This is a genomic window from Serratia sp. NCCP-200 (genome assembly GCF_059697885.1).
In genome coordinates this window covers 474,319-491,726 of record NZ_BAAKUJ010000002.1, presented here as the reverse complement: position 1 = coordinate 491,726, position 17,408 = coordinate 474,319, and the positions used below count along the sequence as shown (strand labels likewise).

Sequence of the window (17,408 nt, the reverse complement as noted above, 5' to 3'; positions counted from 1 at the left end):
CTCCGCAATTAGTAAGAACGCACTTTCGGCGGGAATGCCGCGCGCAGCTTCGGTTGCATGTTCACTTCACGACGCGTCATGCTTTCCGATTGCGGCAGATACAGCGAATGGCACAGCCAGTTGGCATCGTCACGCTCCGGGAAGTCGAAGCGACTATGCGCGCCACGGCTCTCGGTACGGAAGTTGGCCGATACGGCAGTGGAATACGCGGTCTCCATCAGGTTATCCAACTCCAGGCATTCGATGCGCTGGGTGTTGAATTCGCTGGAGGTATCATCCAGGCGTGCGTTCTTCAGACGTTCACGGATCACTTTCAGCTCTTCCAACCCTTTCGCCATCGCATCACCTTCGCGGAACACCGAGAAGTTATGCTGCATACAGGATTGCAGTGCCTTACGAATTTCCACCGGATCTTCACCAGAACGGGTGTTGTTCCAACGGTTCAGACGATCCAGTGAAGCCTCGACGTCCGATTCGCTAGCATCGCGGCTATCGCCCTGCTCTGCCAACGACTCTTGCAGGTGCATACCGGCAGAGCGACCAAATACCACCAGATCCAGCAGCGAGTTGCCGCCCAGACGGTTGGCACCGTGTACCGATACGCAGGCAATTTCACCTACCGCGAACAGGCCCGGGATCACCACGTCTTCGCCTTTCTCGTTCACGGTCAGCGCCTGGCCGGTCACTTTGGTCGGAATACCGCCCATCATATAGTGGCAGGTAGGAATGACCGGGATCGGCTCTTTCACCGGATCGACGTGGGCGAAGGTACGGGACAGCTCCAGAATACCCGGCAGGCGGGACTCCAGCACTTCTTTACCCAGGTGATCCAGTTTCAGCTTGGCATGTGGGCCCCAAGGACCGTCACAGCCGCGGCCTTCACGGATCTCAATCATGATCGAACGTGCCACTACGTCACGGCCCGCCAGATCTTTGGCATTTGGCGCATAACGTTCCATGAAACGTTCGCCATGTTTGTTCAGCAGGTAACCACCTTCACCGCGACAGCCTTCGGTGACCAGTACGCCAGCCCCGGCAATGCCGGTTGGGTGGAACTGCCACATTTCCATATCCTGCACCGGTACACCGGCACGCAGCGCCATACCGACACCGTCACCGGTATTGATGTGGGCGTTGGTGGTGGATTGGTAAATACGGCCTGCCCCACCGGTAGCCAGAATGGTTGCCTTGGCCTTGAAGTACACGACTTCACCGGTTTCGATACAGATAGCGGTGGTACCGACTACCGCACCATCCTGGTTTTTCACCAGATCCAGCGCATACCACTCGGAGAAGATGGTGGTGTGGTTTTTCAGGTTCTGCTGATAAAGGGTGTGCAACAACGCGTGACCGGTACGGTCCGCCGCCGCAGCGGTACGGGCCGCCTGCTCGCCACCAAAGTTCAGTGACTGGCCGCCAAACGGGCGTTGATAAATACGGCCATCGTCCAGACGGGAGAACGGCAGGCCCATGTGTTCCAACTCCAGAATCGCTTCCGGGCCGGTTTTACACATATATTCAATGGCGTCCTGGTCACCGATATAGTCGGAACCCTTCACCGTGTCGTACATATGCCATTCCCAGTTGTCTTCGTGGTTATTGCCCAAGGCTACGGTAATGCCGCCTTGTGCAGACACGGTATGGGAACGGGTCGGGAATACTTTGGAAAGCAGGGCACAGGTTGAGCCCGCCTGGGAAATCTGCAGCGCCGCGCGCATACCTGCGCCGCCAGCACCGATAACAACTGCATCAAACTCTCTGATTGGCAGTTTCATTTAAGCACCCCACACGACGATTGTTCCGTACAGTAAATAGACCAGCAACGTGACGACAATCGCCAGTTGCAGCACCAGGCGTAACGCCAGTGGCTTGATATAGTCCGTCAGCACCTGCCACATTCCCACCCAGGCGTGAACCAGGATCGACAGCAATGTCAGCAAGGTGAATACTTTCGTAATGGAGGTGGCGAAGAAGCCGCGCCAGATTTCATAGGTGATGTCCGGAGCCGTAACGACGAAGCCCAGGATATAGAGAACATACAGGGTGATGACGATGGCGGAAGCACGCAGTAACAACCAGTCGTGTACGCCGTTACGTCCTAATGCAGAAACGTTGCTTACCATACGAGGACTCCAGCCAGAATTGACAGCACGACGGTCAGACCGAACGCCACCTGGGCAGAACGGGTACCTGCGGCTAAACTCTCTTCGATATAGCCAAAATCCATTAACAAGTGACGAATGCCACCGCAAATGTGATAGGCCAACGCGGTGAGGATCCCCCAGAAAATGAATTTCACGAAGAAGCTATTCATGATGGCGGCAGCGTGCAGGAAGCCCTCTTGAGAAGAGAGAGAGATACCCAGCAGCCAGAGGAGAATGCCCACGGCAACGAAAGTAATTACGCCAGAGACTCGGTGTAAGATGGACGCTATCGCAGTTACAGGAAACCGGATCGTTTGCAGATCCAGATTGACAGGTCTTTGTTTTTTCACGGTTTTGCCCACACAGCTCTTATTATTTTCCTTCCTCCGGGCCTGGGTGGGGATCAGACAGCGTCCAAGAGCTTTCACTCTTACACCTCACGCGCTCAAACATCGACATCCTAGTGCTTAAACGGCGCGTAGTGATAACGCTGGGTGCTCCTACTTCAGGGTAATCCGGAGACCTGGCGGCAGTATAGGAGGTTCACATTCTTATTACAATTCCCATACAATCCCTTTGGTCACATTTCCCCAGAACAGTGATTTAGATCACGATTATTACATTTAGCACGAAATTAATTATCTGATTTGACAAGAGATCAACATTTCCATTACAAATAGGGCAGCAATCAACCCTATGATGCACTAGCGGTCACCGGATACACTTCCCCCTAAGCACAAGTTATGCAACAGTGTAGCGATAGTGTATGTGGTTAACATTCCAAACAGATCGTAGGTAATGATTAAAAGAAAATAACGAATCCCGATGAATCGTTAACGGCTGCTAACCCGTCTTGTTCGCCTGGTGCAAACTCTGTCCCCTACCGGCGCAAATGCGCTGTCGCTCACAGAGTTAGCGTTCGCTCGACTTTAATGCGGGCAACCTGCGGAGATTTAAGGTATTTCAGTTGTTAGAGGTTTTTAAAATAAGGCGTTAAGGAGACTGTAAATGACTGATAAGAAAGCGACGCTAAGCATCAACAACGGCGAAGCTCCGATCGAACTGGGCGTGCTCACCCCTTCACTGGGCCCTGATGTTATTGACGTACGCGCCCTGGGCTCCAAAGGTTATTTCACATTTGATCCCGGCTTTACTTCTACCGCTTCCTGTGAATCCAAAATCACGTTCATCGACGGTGACAAAGGTATCCTGCTGCACCGTGGCTTCCCGATTGAGCAGTTGGCAAAAGAGTCCTCCTACCTGGAGGTGTGCTACATCCTGCTGTACGGCGAAACCCCGAGTGCTGAAGAGTTCGAAACCTTCAAAACCACGGTAACCCGTCACACCATGATCCACGACCAGATCACCCATCTGTTCCGTGGTTTCCGCCGTGACTCGCACCCAATGGCGGTGCTGTGCGGGGTGACAGGTGCCCTGGCCGCGTTCTATCACGATGCGCTGGACGTCAACAATGAACGTCACCGTGAGATCACCGCGTTCCGTCTGCTGTCCAAAATGCCTACCGTGGCAGCAATGTGTTACAAGTATTCCCTCGGCCAACCGTTTGTTTACCCACGCAACGACCTATCCTACGCCGGTAACTTCCTGCGCATGATGTTTGCTACACCTTGCGAAGAGTACGTGGTGAACCCGGTGCTGGAACGCGCCATGGATCGTATTCTGATCCTGCATGCCGACCATGAGCAGAACGCGTCCACCTCCACCGTGCGTACCGCCGGTTCATCCGGTGCCAACCCGTTTGCCTGTATCGCGGCAGGTATCGCTTCCCTGTGGGGGCCAGCGCACGGCGGTGCCAACGAAGCGGCACTGAAGATGCTCGAAGAGATCAAAACCGTCGAGCACATCCCTGAGTTCATCAAACGTGCCAAAGACAAGAACGACTCGTTCCGTCTGATGGGCTTTGGCCACCGCGTGTACAAAAACTACGATCCGCGCGCCACCGTGATGCGTGAAACCTGTCACGAAGTGCTGAAAGAACTGAACAAGAAAGACGATAACCTGCTGCAGGTCGCGATGGAACTGGAACATATCGCGTTGAACGACCCGTACTTCATCGAGAAGAAACTGTACCCGAACGTCGATTTCTATTCAGGTATCATCCTGAAAGCGATGGGTATCCCTTCTTCCATGTTTACGGTGATCTTCGCGATTGCCCGTACCATTGGCTGGATTGCCCACTGGAACGAAATGCATGACGAAGGCATCAAGATCGCTCGTCCACGTCAGCTATATACCGGCTATGCTGAGCGTGAGTTCAAGTCTCAGGTTAAAAAGTAAGCTTTAGCAGGGGCGTCATATGGCCCCTCACCCTAACCCTCTCCCACAGGGAGAGGGGATCTACCGTGCACAAATTAACTCCCGCGCCAGACCGCAATACCTTACAACTTCTTCTCAATTTGACGTGCTGAAAATGGACACCTATACATGAAAACGACTCCGCATCAGCTCCCTCTCCCTGTGGGAGAGGGTTGGGGTGAGGGGCGTACAGCACGTTACTTCTACGAGCGTCATTGTCACCACCGCGCTTAACGTATAGCAATTCGTTACCTTTATAGCTATTATCAACGTATAGCATTTTGTTACCATAAGGTGGATACCATGCAGAAAACCGTTCGTAAACCGACTCGTGACAAACAGATTAACGTCCGGGCGACCGAAGAAGAGCGTGCAGTCATCGACTATGCTGCGAGTCTGGTCAATAAGAACCGGACCGACTTCATCATTGAGAAGGCGGTTCATGAAGCACAGAACATCATCCTGGATCAGCGGGTATTCGTGCTTGATGATGCACGCTATCAGGCATTCATTGAACAGCTTGAAGCTCCTGTGCAAAACGTCGAAGGGCGCAAGCGCTTAATGGATGTGAAGCCTGAATGGAAATAATCATTACCGCGCCGGAACTGCTGACAGAAGAGCATATTCTCCAACCATTCGACTGCGGAAATGAGGTGTTGAGCGACTGGTTACGCCGTCGAGCCATGAGAAACCAACTCCTGAATGCCTCCCGCACTTTCGTTATTTGTCTGGAAGGCACCAAGCGTGTTGTGGGTTATTACTCCATTGCAACCGGTTCCGTCAGTCACGCCGATTTAGGCCGTAGCCTTCGCCAAAACATGCCAGATCCTGTTCCCATCGTCCTGCTGGGACGTCTGGCCGTTGATGTATGTACCCAAGGGCATCGCTTTGGCAAGTGGCTGCTTAATGATGCTGTAAGGCGTGTTGCCAATCTGGCAGACCAAGTGGGTATTAAAGCCATCATGGTGCACGCGATAGATGATCAAGCGAGAGCATTCTATGAGTACTTCGGCTTCGTCCAGTCTCCCATCGCTGCAAACACACTCTTCTACAAGATTTGAGCTCAGTTAATCGGTAAGTTCTATCACCGCTGGCAAACCGGGCACCAATAGAACGGCCGCGAAGATAGCGCCGTTTTCTCGATCATTGCCCCACAGCGGGGACAAGGCTCACCGCTGCGATGAAACACCTTGAAGCTGAACAGCGTACCGTGATGGCGATTTTCATCTACCTGACCACGGGTCTGATATGAAATGCGTGGAATATCCAACAGCGCCTGCGCCAACTGATGCAGCGCATCAGGGGTGAGATCCTGCGGCTTATGCTTGGGTGCCAGTTCTGCCTGCCACAAAATCTCGGCTCGCAGGTAATTGCCCAGGCCAGCCAGAAAAGACTGATCAAGCAGCATTCCGCCCAACTGGCGCTTACAAAACGTCGGCGATAACAGCCGCTGTTCCACCTGCTCTACGGTCAAAGCCATATCCAGCACGTCAGGACCAATACGTTTTAAGAACGGGTGTTGCTCGATCTCACCGCGCGGCGCAATGGTGATATCCGAAGCGCTATACAACAAAATCGCCCACTCGGCCGTCTCCAGTCGCACGCGCAGATCGCGCTTGGTTTCTGGCGTTTCGCCCGCTCGCACCACCTTCCACACGCCGTAAAGCTGGTTGTGGCTGTACATGGTCAAACCGTTGGAGAAATCAGTTAACAAGGCTTTACCGCGCGGTTCGATGGCAGTGATACGTTCACCGACCAGCTCGGCCTGATAGTGTTTCAGTTGCGGGAAAGCAAACCAGACTTCGGTCAGTGGTTGCTCGATCATCACCGCCGCCAGCTTATCTGCCGCCCGGCGGATCTCCGGCCCTTCTGGCATGGACAACTCCTTGATTGAAAAGGGTTCGGCAAGCCGAACCCTAGGGTTAACATGGAGGTAGCTTAAACGACCTCAGTGCGTGGCGCCACCCACCACTTTCAAGTCATGCTCCACCTGCAAGGCGATCGAAATCGCCATTTCCAAAGCAAACAACACCGTCTGTGCTGCCATACTCGGTGCACCAGGATGCTGTGCCGCCTGCTCTGGCAGGTAAGGGATATGGATAAAGCCGCCCTTCACCGCCTGCTGCCCGCTTAAGCGGTGCAACAGACCGTACATCACATGGTTGCAGACATAAGTCCCGGCAGTTTGTGATACCGAGGCCGGAATGCCAGCCTCACGCATCGCATTCACCACCGCCTTGATCGGCAAGGTGCTGAAATAGGCCGCAGGACCATCTGCCACAATGGCCTGATCGATCGGCTGCTGTCCCTGATTGTCGGGAATACGCGCGTCATCGACGTTAATAGCGACGCGTTCCAGTGTGATGTCAGTGCGCCCGCCCGCCTGGCCGATCGCCAGTACCATCGCTGGCTGAACTTCATCAATGGCCGCGTTCAGCACAGTTAATGCCTCACCGAAGACGCAAGGTAGCTGGCGCGCGATAATGTGCGCCCCGCCAAGCTCCAGATCGTTAAGCTGCTTCACCACCTCCCAGGATGGGTTGACACGCTCGCCGCCAAACGGCTCAAAGCCGGTAATCAATACTTTCTGCATGCGTTCTCCTAGAGGAACATCAGGAAATAAAGCAGGAATACGTTAACCAGCAGCAACGTGACCCCGGTCGGTATCTGCGCCTTGATGACCGCATTCTTGTCCGGCAACTCCAGTAACGCCGCCGGTACAATATTAAAGTTAGCAGCCATTGGCGTCATCAACGTGCCGCAATAGCCGGAGAACATGCCGATAGCCGCCATCACTGCGGGGTTACCGCCGTGTTGCAGTACCAGGATCGGGATACCGATACCCGCAGTGACAATCGGGAAGGCCGCAAACGCGTTCCCCATGATCATGGTTAATACGGCCATGCCGATGGCATACACCGCTACGGCGATAAAGCGGTTATCTACCGCCAGGTATTCCTGCGTTAAATGGGAGATGGCTGTGCCAACGCCCGCAACGGTGAACAGCAGGCCAAGAGTAGCCAGGATTTGCGGCAGGATGAAGGCCCAGCCGATGGAGTCCAATAGACGACGAGCTTCCTGCACTGGCTGCGACATTTTCTCACGGGTCATCTTCACCGCAATAACCAGGCCAAGCAAGCAGCCGAGGGTCATGGAGAACAACGTGATCAAGGTGGAGTGGTTACCGCTGCCAAACACCGCCTGTTGCAAGGCCGGGATATTATTGAACAGCAGCACGCCAATCACCGTGACGACAGGGATCGCCAGCGCCGGGATAAACAGACGGTTGCCCAAGCGTTTGGCACTGGTTTCGCGCTCTTGCTGGCTGCGCTGATGATAGCTACCAAGACGCACACCGCCAAAACCGGCGATCAGAGCCATCACCACCACCAGCACGCCCACGGTGATATGCAGTTGACGCTTGGCTTCGGCCCCTGAGCCAAATAGCCCATAGGTCCAATCCCCCACCAGGAAGATCAATCCATACAAGGCCCAGAACAGACCGGTAGAGATACGACGTGGGTTGGCCTTATCGCGAAACGACATTGCGGCGACGATCAGTAATACCGCACCCGCCAGCCAATAGAGATATTGTTGTTGGAATATCATTGGCCTTCTCCCTTGGCCTGCAACGCAGCCTGGTTAAGTTTGCTCAGTTCAGCGTTGAGTTGTTTGTCCATGCGGTACAAACGGAACGAATGGATCAGGAAGGCAAAGATCGCCGTTGGGATCCCCCACAGCGCAATGTGCAGCGGTTCGGTCTGAATGCCGCCAGACTCCAGCATAAAGTTATGCATAAAGATGATCGCGCCAAAGGCGACAAAAATATCTTCGCCAAAGAACAGCCCGACGTTATCGGTCGCGGCAGACATTGCCCGCAGACGATAGCGCACACGTTCCGGCAGTTCCCCATAGCGGTTTTCCGTGGCCCCCTCCGCCATCGGTGCCAACAGCGGACGTACCATCTGAGGTTGGCCGCCCAGGCTGGTCAGCCCCATTGCCGCCGTTACTTCACGCACAAACAGGTAGACGATCAGTAAACGCCCGGCGGTGGCGCTTTTGATTTTGGCAATCCACGCCTGCGCACGTTCTTTCAAACCGTGGCGCTCTAACAGCCCGATAATAGGCAGCGGCAACAGCAGGATCAGCGGCAGGTTACGGGTATTGAGGAAGCCCTCGCCGAGCTTTTCCAAAATGACATCCAGCGGCATCAACGCCGCCAGCCCGGTGATAATACCGGCGGCGATCACCACCAGCACCGGGTTAAAACGTAATACAAATCCAACCACGATGGCAGCGATGCCTATCAGTGGCCAGAGGTTTACCGCTTGTTCCATATTCACTTCCCTCTTGTCGCCCTCAGTTTTGCGGGCAATGTTGTGTTTGCTGTAGTCATTATTTTTTTATGCGGCGCTGACGCCAATCTGCTGCTGAGCAAAGCTCTCTCTCAGCTTCCTGGCATAGGCCAGTGCATGTTCCCCGTCGCCGTGCAGGCAAACTGTTTCAGCCTTGACGGAGGCCCAGCCCCCCTCAACGGTTCGTACACGCTGGTGGCGAACCATTTCCAGCGTCTGTTGCAATGCCAGTTCATCACTGGCAATCAGTGCTCCTGGTTGCCCACGCGGCACCAATGTTCCATCGGCCTGATAGCCGCGATCGGCAAACACTTCCTGCCGCGTCGCCAACCCCAGTTTTTCACCTGCACGGATCAGCTCACTGCCAGCCAACCCCACCAGACGCAACGAAGGATCTATCGCCAATACCGCACGGGCAATGGCTTCGGCCAGTTCAGGCTCCACCGCCGCCTGGTTGTAGAGCATGCCGTGCGGTTTCACATGGACCATCACGCCGCCTTCAGCACGGGTAATGGCAGCCAACGCACCCAACTGATAAACCACTTGGGCATACACCGTTTCTACCGGTAACTGCATCCGGGTGCGGCCGAAGTTTTCCCGATCCGGGAAACTGGGATGGGCACCAATCGCCACACCGTATTGCAACGCCCAGCGCACCGATTGGCGCATGGTCTGGGCATCCCCGGCATGGAAGCCGCAGGCAATATTGGCCGAGCTGACCAACTGCAACAACGCTTCATCATTGGCGCAGCCTTCACCGAGATCGGCATTTAAATCGACGATCATTGAACCCCCCAGGCAATCTGTTGAATAAAGTGATCCTGCTCGGCCTTGGCGCGCTGCGCCTCTGCCAGGGTGCAGGGGATAAAGTGAAGCGCATCCCCCAGACGGATCTGCGCCAAGTGGAACAGATCGGCCTCGATCACGCAGGCAATCCGCGGATAACCCCCGGTAGTCTGGGCATCAGCCATCAAGACGATCGGCTGGCCGTTGTGTGGGACCTGGATGACGCCGGGTATCAGGCCGTGGGAGAGCATTTCCCGTTCAGTGGTGCGCGTCAGAGCGCTGCCACCGTGCAGGCGATAACCCATGCGGTTACTCTGCGGGCTGAGCTGCCAGGCGGTACGCCAGAAGTCATCCTGTGCCTGTTGGCTGAACTCGTCATATTCCGGCCCGGTCAACACCCTGATCCGGTTGCTGAACAGCGGCTGTTTCACGCCGATAACCGTAGTCGGCAGCGCCTGCGGCTTACCCGCTGGCAGCAGGTCGCCTTCCTTCAACTGTCGGCCTTCCAGTCCACCAAAGCCCGCTTTCAGATCGGTGCTACGTGAGCCCAGCATCTCCGGGACATTAATGCCGCCAGACACCGCCAGATAGCTGCGCATCCCGCGTTTAGGCATCTTCAGCGTCAGTTGCTGGCCTTTTTTTACCGGATAGCGCCAGCCCGTCCACAAAGATTTTCCGTCCAGTTGAGCATCGCAGCCCGCACCGGTCAGCGCAATCCATCCATTATGGGTAAATTCGGCACTGAATTGCCCCAGCGTGATCTCCAACCCGGCCGCTTCGGGCGAGTTGCCCACCAGCAGGTTGGCTATTTTCAGCGCGGGGATATCCAGAGCGCCGCCCTGGCTGATGCCCAAACGCCGGAAACCGTTACGCCCCAGGTCCTGAACGGTGGTGTAAATACCGGCTCGCAAGATCTTCAGCATACGCCCCCCTTTTGCGGTACAAAGCGCACGTTGTCGCCTGGGCGCAGCAGCGTCGGCGGCATTTCATTCGGATTAAACAGCGCCAGTGGCGTGCGACCAATCAGTTGCCAACCACCTGGTGTAACCAGCGGATAGATCCCCGTCTGGCCGCCACCGATCCCCACAGAACCCGCAGCAACAGACAGGCGCGGTTCCGCTCGGCGAGGAGTGGCCAGACGCTCCGGCATCCCCCCCAGATAGGTAAAACCAGGTTGAAAGCCCAGGAAATAAACCACATACGCGGTGGACGAATGGCATTCCACCACCTGTTGCGGCGTCATGCCGGTATGGCGCGCCACCTCATCCAGGTCGGGGCCATATTCGCCGCCATAGATCACCGGGATATCGACATCGCGGGACTCTGGCACCAGGCTTTCGTTGCCCTCCCATCCTTGACGCAGCAGTTCCAGCATCGCCTCGGCATCGGCCTGCGGCGTATACAGCAACAGCGTCAGGTTATTCATTCCCGGCACCACTTCCCGTACGTCAGTGTGGTGATTCAACTTTTCTGCCAATGCCCAGATACGCTGCTGACTTTGCAGCGTCACCGGGGGTGCCAATTCAAGCACTACAGCGCGTTCCCCTAGCAGGTAATATTGTGCTCGTTGCACCCCTATCTCCTTATACTCGTCGTGTTTCAAGCCGCAGCATGACTGAACGCTCACGAACGAATGAGCGGGTCACTGGGTAGCAACTTGAAGTTCACAGGGTATTTTATTATTTGAAAAGCGTATCAGTTATGCGGGACGTAACGTCGGCTGTCAAGAGAGCAACCTTAGGGAAAATAAGGGATTAGCAGCGCTAAAGGGTTCGTTTTACCGAACCCATAGGCAAATCAGGCCGGATTGGGGATATCGATAAAGGTGACGTCAAAGCCGTGATGTTGCGCCAACCACTCGCCTAACGCCTTGATCCCACCACGTTCCGTCGCGTGATGGCCGGCGGCAAAAAAGTGCACGCCCATCTCCCGCGCAGTATGGATAGTTTGCTCAGAAACCTCTCCGCTGATAAACGCATCAACGCCAAATCGCGCCGCGCTGTCGATAAATCCCTGGCCGCCACCGGTACACCAGGCCACCCGACGGATTGCCTGCGGGGCATTATCGCCACAGTGCAACACCGCTCGGCCAAGACGGCTCTCGATACGCTGTTGCAATTCACCCGCACTGAGCGGTTGCTCAAATTCTCCGTGCGGCACCAAAGGTTCGATCTCACCGATCACGCGGATGCCCAACGCCTTTGCCAACTGCGCGTTATTCCCCAGTTCCGGGTGCGCATCCAGCGGTAAGTGGTAGCCATACAGGTTGATATCGTTGCTCAGCAGAGTTTTCAGCCGGTTACGCTTCATACCGCGCACCGCGGGTGCTTCGTTTTTCCAGAAGTAACCATGATGCACCACTATGGCATCCGCCTGATGTTCCACCGCCGCATCCAGCAACGCCTGGCAGGCCGTCACTCCCGTCACGATACGCTGCACATGTGCCCGCCCTTCCACCTGTAGGCCATTTGGCGCGTAGTCCTGGAAGGCCGCACAGTTGAGTTCGCTGTTGATCAGATGTTCCAGATCGAGGTTATGCATAGTCATCTCACTCTCATTCAAAATTGTTGCCGATCGCCCTGTTCCATCAGGATAAATTTCACCCCCAGATCGTTGCCCTGATCCAGCTGTTGCTTGATGGTAGCACGCACATCTTCCCCCTGTTTCAGGCTGGGCTTGATGTGGCTGATGATCACCGGCAGATCTTTTAACGATCCCTCTCCACCGCTGTACTGCTGGAGGTTTTTTAGCTCCTTCAGTAGCCAGGCCGGGGTCAGATGACCATACAGATGCTTGTCATCCACCTCGTTCGGGTAAGAGGTTTCGATAATCATGCCCTTCAGCTTCTTCTGCTCAATCAGCGGCCCCAGTGCGCGCCAGGCACCATCCAGATTGCGTGACTGTTCCAGCGCATCCGGCCCGGTATCGCCAAAGTAGGCAAATGACCCTTCACGGTCGGCCACCAGCAACATCGAAGAGGGGTAGCGATCGTGGCTAAGTGGGTACATCACCCCGCTCAAACCGGTCAGGCCCAGGGTCACACGCTGCAGCGGGCGCACCGTTTGCAAGCGGTAAGTGCCTAGCCGCGAGCCATTACCGGCATCGGTAAAATTGGGCCAGGCTTTCCAGTTAAAATAATGATTGCGCAACGTCAATACGGTATCGGCCTGCGCATAAACGGTTTTCTTACTGTCTTCCGGTGAACCGAGGATCAGCCCAGCCACGTGATCCAGATGGCCATGGCTAATGAAGTAACCGCCAATCAGCTGACGGAAAATATAGCCCTGAGGGGTGTAGGGAGCGGCCAGCTCGGGCGTGACCTGCGGAAAACTGCCCTTTTCCAGCCCTTTGGCAATTCCGGGCAGCAACGTCCCGGCATCCAGTGCCAGATACTGCGTCTGGCTATCACTGCGGATCAGATAAGAAGTCAGATTGCCGTCGCTGACGCCACCGTCGACGCCTAGCGCCACTACGTCAAAACCGGCCACGGCCAACGCGGAATAGCCGCCCAGGCACAGGGCCAGTAGTTTCTTCATCATCAGGAAGCTCCTTGCTGTTACTTTAAAGTCCCCCTCGCTTGGCCGCTTCAAAAGCCGCCAACGTCTCCAGCCGAGCCTGCTGGTGTTGGACTATCGGCGGCGGATAATTCAGAACCTGCTGCTGCTTTTCCGCCCAGCGATGGGGTTGATGGAGCTCATTGTCCGGTACATCCGCCAGTTCAGGCAACCATTTACGGATAAAAGTGCCTTTTGGATCAAAACGTTCGCCTTGAGTGGTCGGGTTAAAGATGCGGAAATAAGGTGCGGCATCGGTGCCGGTAGAGGCGGCCCACTGCCAGCCACCGTTGTTGGCGGCCAGATCGCCATCCAGCAATTGGGACATGAAATACTGTTCACCGGCGCGCCAGTCGATCAGCAAATCCTTGACCAGGAAACTGGCCACGATCATCCGCAGGCGATTATGCATCCAGCCGGTTTGATTGAGCTGACGCATGGCTGCATCGACAATCGGGTAACCGGTATTACCCTGTTGCCAGGCCAGTAACGCCGCGTCGTTGCGTTGCCAGCATACCTTATCCGTCCAGGCGATAAAGGGACGGTGCTTGCATAACGCAGGATGCGCCACCATCAGATGACGATAAAACTCTCGCCAGATCAGCTCATTAAGCCAACAGAAAGCACCGCTTTGCGGATTTTCCAGCACATCGGGGCACTCGACGCGCAGACGGTTGACGCACTGGCGGGGAGAGATAACGCCAATAGCCAGGTAGGGTGACAGATTGCTGGTGCCGGCAATGGCGGGCAAATCGCGCTGCGTCGCATAGTCTTGCACCTGCTCGCGGCAGAAAGCACGCAGCCTGTGCAATGCAGCTTCTTCGCCTGCGGGATAGCCCTCTCCCACCTCAGCCAAAGGATAATCGAATGCCACCGCTGCGGTAAAACCAACGGCTTCCCCACGCGGGCGTGGTGCTGGCAGAGAGCTCACGTCGAACTCGGCCAACCGCTGGAGAAAGGCTTTGCGAAAAGGCGTATACACCTTGTACATCTCACCGTTGCCGGTTTGCACGCTGCCGGGGGGCAACAGCAGGCTATCATCAAAGCTGTGGCACCTCACCTGCCCAGCCAACGCCTGCTCAAGGCTGGCGTCACGTTGGCGCTCATTGATTTCATACTGACGGTTATAAAACAGGGCCGTGACCTGCTGGCGCTGGCAGAACTCCACCAGCCAGTTAACCGAACCGGCAAAATCGTCGCCCTGATGGCAAATCAGTTCAATGCCCCGAGCCGCCAGCGCCGCTTGCACCTGCAACAGATTGGCGTGGATAAACGCCGCCTGACGTGGTGCCATATGGTGCTGGCGCCATTGCGCAGGGGTGGCGATAAATACCGCCAGCACCTTGGCTTGCGGATCGCTACAGGCGGCAGAGAGGGCTTTATTGTCAGTAATGCGTAGATCGTTACGCAACCAGACCAGATGCGTGGTCATAACACTCCTTGCAGGTTAATGGCCGTAGCGCAGGCACAACGCCTCCGGATAGGGCTCAAAATAGCGCGGTTGCGCCAGATAGCTATCAGGATATTCGGCCATGTCATGTTTTAACAGCGTAATCGGTGCAGTAGCGGTTGCATCCCCTGGCGATAGTGGTCGATCAGCCGGGCAAGTTCTTGCTCTATATCTTGTCTCCCACCAACGGGTTAATGCTAGAAGTGTAGAGGAGTTAATGCGTTACTGCGGCTTAAAACGCAAAAACCCCCGCCAGAGGGGCGAGGGTTCGTAGTCGTGCAACGGGCCAGGATTAATAAAAATCGCAGGACGCCGTTTCTGCCTGTTGCAGCCAGACCGGTTTATTGCTGGTTTTTGACCAGACGCGGTGTAAATAGCTGTAAAAACGTGCGCGATCGGCACGGAACAGCATCACCGGCAAGGCAAGAACACCGACCAGAATCACTGCGCTACGGCGCAGGAGGACCCGATGCAACGGATAGGCTTGGTAGTTAGACATACGAACCTCCTTAAAAACATCCGCGCCAGGTTGTCAGGACCCGACGCAATGCAAAACGATAAATGATGGTCAATTGGAAACTGAGCAAAATATTACCGCATAGGTTGTAATTTTACAACTCATCCGACCACCAAAATGGATAAAAATAACGCAAAAAAGCCGGTATAACGTAATTTTGTTACATCAAGGTTAATAAATAACTTAACATTAGTTACGCTGTGGTTACTCCCCTCACCCTAACCCTCTCCCACAGGAGAGGGAACCGATCGTGCTACAAATTGACATCTGCGCCTGACTGCTGCTCGGGCTTGCCCCCTCTCCCTATTGCAGTGCTCATTTGATCTCTGGAATTTATATTGGGAGAGGGCTGGGGTGAGGGGCAGCACTGTCAGCCTTGCGTTTTCTGCCGAAATTTCAATCATTTTTATACTTTTTTTACACCCGGCCCCGCTATTTTTTCATCTTCTTTCTACTGCCCTCCCTACACTCAGGCTATCAAAAACAACACCTCTGGAGGTGTCCCGTGAGTTTCAGCGTTATTGGTGGTGCGCTGTTGGTTCTGCTGCTGTTGGGCTATCTGGTTTATGCCCTGTTTAATGCGGAGGACTTCTGATGGCAGCTTCAGCCTTCTTATTGATCGCCAGCTTTGTGCTGGTGCTTCTGGTGCTGGCTCGTCCCCTGGGCAGCTTTATAGCTCGCCTGATCGAGGGAGAGCCACTACCGGTGCTGCGCCATGTGGAAGCAGCCGTCTGGCGTTGCTGCGGTAATGACACCGCAGAGATGACCTGGTGGCAATACGCACTGGCGATCCTGTGGTTCAATATCCTCGGTTTAGTGCTGCTGTTGGTGCTGCTGATGGCACAGGGTTCCTTACCGCTCAACCCACAAGGGTTCCCCGGTTTATCTTGGGATCTGGCGTTCAATACCGCCGTCAGCTTCGTCACCAATACCAACTGGCAGGCCTACAGCGGGGAAAACACCCTCAGCTATCTCAGCCAGATGGCCGGGTTGACGGTACAGAACTTCCTGTCTGCCGCCACCGGTATCGCCGTTGCCTTTGCCCTGATCCGGGCCTTTGCACGCCGTTCCAGTGCCACCATAGGTAACGCCTGGATCGATATCCTGCGCATTACCCTGTATGTGCTGTTGCCGCTGTCTCTGCTGATCGCGCTGTTCTTCGTCAGCCAGGGGACGTTGCAGAACTTCCTGCCTTACCTGCATGTGACCACGCTGGAAGGGGCACAGCAGACCTTGCCGATGGGACCCGTAGCCTCGCAGGAAGCGATCAAGATGCTCGGCACCAACGGTGGCGGCTTCTTCGGTGCCAACTCAGCGCATCCGTTTGAAAACCCAACCGTATTGACCAACTTTGTGCAGATGCTGGCGATCTTCCTGATCCCTTGCGCCCTGTGCTTCGCCTTTGGTCAGGTCGCCGGTGAAAACCGTCAGGGTCACGCGCTGATCTGGGCCATGGCGCTGATCTTTATCGTTGCGGTGATCGTGGTGATGAACGCTGAGCTGGCTGGCAACCCGCATCTGAGCGCGCTTGGCAGTAGCAGCAACATCAATATGGAAGGTAAAGAGTCCCGCTTTGGCATTCTCGCCAGCAGCATGTTCTCGGTGGTGACCACGGCGGCCTCCTGCGGTGCGGTCAACGCCATGCATGACTCCTTTACCGCGCTGGGTGGCATGGTGCCGATGTGGCTGATGCAGATTGGCGAGGTCGTGTTCGGCGGTGTCGGTTCCGGCCTGTACGGCATGCTGCTGTTCGTACTGCTGACGGTATTTATCGCCGGGCTGATGATTGGCCGCACGCCGGAATATCTCGGTAAGAAGATCGATGTTTATGACATGAAGATGACCGCGCTGGCGATCCTGGTGACGCCGACCTTGGTACTGCTGGGCACTGCGTTGGCGATTGCTACCGACGCCGGCCGTGCTGGCATCCTCAACCCAGGAGCGCATGGCTTCAGTGAAGTGCTGTATGCCTTCTCTTCGGCAGCCAACAACAACGGTAGCGCCTTTGCTGGCCTGAGCGTCAACACGCCGTTCTACAACCTGCTGCTGGCCTTGGCGATGTTCGTTGGCCGCTTCGGGGTGATCCTGCCGGTGCTGGCCATTGCGGGTTCGCTGTGTGTCAAAAAACGCCAACCGGCGGGCAACGGCACGCTGCCCACCTACGGGCCACTGTTTATCGGCCTGTTGGTCGGCACCATCCTGCTGGTGGGTGCCTTGACCTTCGTTCCTGCACTGGCGCTAGGCCCGGTAGCCGAACATTTACAACTGTGGTTGGCCAATTAACAG

General features: G+C 55.5%; 19 protein-coding genes and 1 pseudogene. 5 read left to right on the top strand and 15 right to left on the bottom strand.

Going from position 1 to position 17,408, the window contains the following annotated elements; all coding sequences use genetic code 11:
* Positions 1–8 precede the first annotated feature (8 nt).
* The 3 genes from sdhA to sdhC are packed head-to-tail and all read right to left on the bottom strand — an operon-like array spanning position 9 to position 2,506.
* The gene (gene sdhA, locus AC6HVW_RS07585; protein ID WP_059200169.1) at positions 9–1,775 is read right to left on the bottom strand and encodes a succinate dehydrogenase flavoprotein subunit; all 1,767 of its coding nucleotides are present in this window, start codon (positions 1,773–1,775) and stop codon (positions 9–11) included.
* The gene (gene sdhD / locus AC6HVW_RS07580) at positions 1,776–2,123 is read right to left on the bottom strand and encodes a succinate dehydrogenase membrane anchor subunit (protein WP_021805273.1); all 348 of its coding nucleotides are present in this window, start codon (positions 2,121–2,123) and stop codon (positions 1,776–1,778) included.
* Complete coding sequence (sdhC, locus tag AC6HVW_RS07575) at positions 2,117–2,506, bottom strand: succinate dehydrogenase cytochrome b556 subunit (RefSeq protein ID WP_024483149.1); 390 nt, start codon at positions 2,504–2,506, stop codon at positions 2,117–2,119. Before sdhC ends, sdhD begins: the two co-directional genes overlap by 7 nt.
* A 646-nt stretch (positions 2,507–3,152) precedes the next feature.
* On the opposite strand from sdhC, the gene AC6HVW_RS07570 reads away from it, so the two are divergent.
* The 3 genes from AC6HVW_RS07570 to AC6HVW_RS07560 all read left to right on the top strand — a co-directional run bounded on the left by AC6HVW_RS07570 (position 3,153) and on the right by AC6HVW_RS07560 (position 5,521).
* Positions 3,153–4,442 carry a citrate synthase gene (locus AC6HVW_RS07570; RefSeq protein ID WP_021805275.1) on the top strand — a complete coding sequence of 430 codons (1,290 nt, stop codon included), beginning with the start codon at positions 3,153–3,155 and terminating at the stop codon, positions 4,440–4,442.
* A gap of 321 nt (positions 4,443–4,763) precedes the next feature.
* On the top strand, positions 4,764–5,048 hold the full coding sequence (locus AC6HVW_RS07565; RefSeq protein ID WP_071683113.1) for a type II toxin-antitoxin system TacA family antitoxin: 285 nt from the start codon (positions 4,764–4,766) through the stop codon (positions 5,046–5,048).
* Positions 5,039–5,521: a GNAT family N-acetyltransferase gene (locus tag AC6HVW_RS07560; RefSeq protein ID WP_179252390.1), complete on the top strand. Its 483-nt coding sequence runs from the start codon at positions 5,039–5,041 to the stop codon at positions 5,519–5,521. The genes AC6HVW_RS07565 and AC6HVW_RS07560 overlap by 10 nt, the downstream gene beginning before the upstream one ends.
* Positions 5,522–5,544: 23 nt before the next feature.
* Here the strand turns inward: AC6HVW_RS07560 and nei are convergent, their stop codons facing one another.
* From nei to AC6HVW_RS07500, 12 genes and pseudogenes are all read right to left on the bottom strand, one after another.
* Entirely contained in the window at positions 5,545–6,336 is a 792-nt protein-coding gene (gene nei, locus AC6HVW_RS07555; protein WP_071683111.1) for an endonuclease VIII, read from the bottom strand.
* A gap of 72 nt (positions 6,337–6,408) precedes the next feature.
* Positions 6,409–7,053 (bottom strand): pyroglutamyl-peptidase I, encoded by a 645-nt coding sequence (gene pcp / locus AC6HVW_RS07550; protein ID WP_021805277.1) that lies wholly within the window; start codon positions 7,051–7,053, stop codon positions 6,409–6,411.
* A gap of 8 nt (positions 7,054–7,061) precedes the next feature.
* Positions 7,062–8,069, bottom strand: a complete 1,008-nt coding sequence (locus AC6HVW_RS07545; RefSeq protein WP_021805278.1) for a DUF979 domain-containing protein — start codon at positions 8,067–8,069, stop codon at positions 7,062–7,064.
* Positions 8,066–8,797: a DUF969 domain-containing protein gene (locus AC6HVW_RS07540; protein WP_021805279.1), complete on the bottom strand. Its 732-nt coding sequence runs from the start codon at positions 8,795–8,797 to the stop codon at positions 8,066–8,068. The genes AC6HVW_RS07545 and AC6HVW_RS07540 overlap by 4 nt, the downstream gene beginning before the upstream one ends.
* A gap of 66 nt (positions 8,798–8,863) precedes the next feature.
* Positions 8,864–9,601: a 5-oxoprolinase subunit PxpA gene (gene pxpA / locus AC6HVW_RS07535; RefSeq protein ID WP_059200166.1), complete on the bottom strand. Its 738-nt coding sequence runs from the start codon at positions 9,599–9,601 to the stop codon at positions 8,864–8,866.
* On the bottom strand, positions 9,598–10,524 hold the full coding sequence (gene pxpC, locus AC6HVW_RS07530) for a 5-oxoprolinase subunit PxpC (protein WP_024483154.1): 927 nt from the start codon (positions 10,522–10,524) through the stop codon (positions 9,598–9,600). The genes pxpA and pxpC overlap by 4 nt, the downstream gene beginning before the upstream one ends.
* Positions 10,518–11,174: a 5-oxoprolinase subunit PxpB gene (gene pxpB / locus AC6HVW_RS07525; protein ID WP_024483155.1), complete on the bottom strand. Its 657-nt coding sequence runs from the start codon at positions 11,172–11,174 to the stop codon at positions 10,518–10,520. The genes pxpC and pxpB overlap by 7 nt, the downstream gene beginning before the upstream one ends.
* A gap of 224 nt (positions 11,175–11,398) precedes the next feature.
* Positions 11,399–12,142, bottom strand: a complete 744-nt coding sequence (locus AC6HVW_RS07520) for a type 2 GTP cyclohydrolase I (RefSeq protein WP_024529338.1) — start codon at positions 12,140–12,142, stop codon at positions 11,399–11,401.
* 17 nt (positions 12,143–12,159) lie between these two features.
* The gene (locus AC6HVW_RS07515) at positions 12,160–13,140 is read right to left on the bottom strand and encodes an MBL fold metallo-hydrolase (protein ID WP_059200164.1); all 981 of its coding nucleotides are present in this window, start codon (positions 13,138–13,140) and stop codon (positions 12,160–12,162) included.
* 22 nt (positions 13,141–13,162) lie between these two features.
* On the bottom strand, positions 13,163–14,587 hold the full coding sequence (phrB, locus tag AC6HVW_RS07510; RefSeq protein ID WP_209530140.1) for a deoxyribodipyrimidine photo-lyase: 1,425 nt from the start codon (positions 14,585–14,587) through the stop codon (positions 13,163–13,165).
* Between the two features lie 15 nt (positions 14,588–14,602).
* Positions 14,603–14,769 (bottom strand): annotated as a pseudogene (locus AC6HVW_RS07505) (DUF1722 domain-containing protein); the annotation flags it as partial.
* A 128-nt stretch (positions 14,770–14,897) separates the two neighbouring features.
* The gene (locus AC6HVW_RS07500; RefSeq protein WP_024529334.1) at positions 14,898–15,104 is read right to left on the bottom strand and encodes a YbfA family protein; all 207 of its coding nucleotides are present in this window, start codon (positions 15,102–15,104) and stop codon (positions 14,898–14,900) included.
* A gap of 523 nt (positions 15,105–15,627) precedes the next feature.
* On the opposite strand from AC6HVW_RS07500, the gene AC6HVW_RS07495 reads away from it, so the two are divergent.
* Together AC6HVW_RS07495 and kdpA are read left to right on the top strand one after the other, a co-directional pair.
* The gene (locus AC6HVW_RS07495; RefSeq protein WP_037375124.1) at positions 15,628–15,717 is read left to right on the top strand and encodes a K(+)-transporting ATPase subunit F; all 90 of its coding nucleotides are present in this window, start codon (positions 15,628–15,630) and stop codon (positions 15,715–15,717) included.
* Positions 15,717–17,405 carry a potassium-transporting ATPase subunit KdpA gene (gene kdpA, locus AC6HVW_RS07490; RefSeq protein WP_024483161.1) on the top strand — a complete coding sequence of 563 codons (1,689 nt, stop codon included), beginning with the start codon at positions 15,717–15,719 and terminating at the stop codon, positions 17,403–17,405. The genes AC6HVW_RS07495 and kdpA overlap by 1 nt, the downstream gene beginning before the upstream one ends.
* Positions 17,406–17,408: the final 3 nt, after the last annotated feature.

What these genes read in the sequence shown, in the direction of transcription:
- sdhA (WP_059200169.1), bottom strand. Translation starts at nt 1,775, where the DNA reads ATGAAACTGCCAATCAGAGAGTTTGATGCAGTTGTTATCGGTGCTGGC.
- AC6HVW_RS07500 (WP_024529334.1), bottom strand. Translation starts at nt 15,104, where the DNA reads ATGTCTAACTACCAAGCCTATCCGTTGCATCGGGTCCTCCTGCGCCGT.
- AC6HVW_RS07570 (WP_021805275.1), top strand. Translation starts at nt 3,153, where the DNA reads ATGACTGATAAGAAAGCGACGCTAAGCATCAACAACGGCGAAGCTCCG.
- AC6HVW_RS07540 (WP_021805279.1), bottom strand. Translation starts at nt 8,797, where the DNA reads ATGGAACAAGCGGTAAACCTCTGGCCACTGATAGGCATCGCTGCCATC.
- AC6HVW_RS07565 (WP_071683113.1), top strand. Translation starts at nt 4,764, where the DNA reads ATGCAGAAAACCGTTCGTAAACCGACTCGTGACAAACAGATTAACGTC.
- AC6HVW_RS07560 (WP_179252390.1), top strand. Translation starts at nt 5,039, where the DNA reads ATGGAAATAATCATTACCGCGCCGGAACTGCTGACAGAAGAGCATATT.
- pxpC (WP_024483154.1), bottom strand. Translation starts at nt 10,524, where the DNA reads ATGCTGAAGATCTTGCGAGCCGGTATTTACACCACCGTTCAGGACCTG.
- pxpA (WP_059200166.1), bottom strand. Translation starts at nt 9,601, where the DNA reads ATGATCGTCGATTTAAATGCCGATCTCGGTGAAGGCTGCGCCAATGAT.
- kdpA (WP_024483161.1), top strand. Translation starts at nt 15,717, where the DNA reads ATGGCAGCTTCAGCCTTCTTATTGATCGCCAGCTTTGTGCTGGTGCTT.
- AC6HVW_RS07545 (WP_021805278.1), bottom strand. Translation starts at nt 8,069, where the DNA reads ATGATATTCCAACAACAATATCTCTATTGGCTGGCGGGTGCGGTATTA.
- sdhD (WP_021805273.1), bottom strand. Translation starts at nt 2,123, where the DNA reads ATGGTAAGCAACGTTTCTGCATTAGGACGTAACGGCGTACACGACTGG.
- nei (WP_071683111.1), bottom strand. Translation starts at nt 6,336, where the DNA reads ATGCCAGAAGGGCCGGAGATCCGCCGGGCGGCAGATAAGCTGGCGGCG.
- pcp (WP_021805277.1), bottom strand. Translation starts at nt 7,053, where the DNA reads ATGCAGAAAGTATTGATTACCGGCTTTGAGCCGTTTGGCGGCGAGCGT.
- phrB (WP_209530140.1), bottom strand. Translation starts at nt 14,587, where the DNA reads ATGACCACGCATCTGGTCTGGTTGCGTAACGATCTACGCATTACTGAC.
- AC6HVW_RS07520 (WP_024529338.1), bottom strand. Translation starts at nt 12,142, where the DNA reads ATGCATAACCTCGATCTGGAACATCTGATCAACAGCGAACTCAACTGT.
- AC6HVW_RS07515 (WP_059200164.1), bottom strand. Translation starts at nt 13,140, where the DNA reads ATGATGAAGAAACTACTGGCCCTGTGCCTGGGCGGCTATTCCGCGTTG.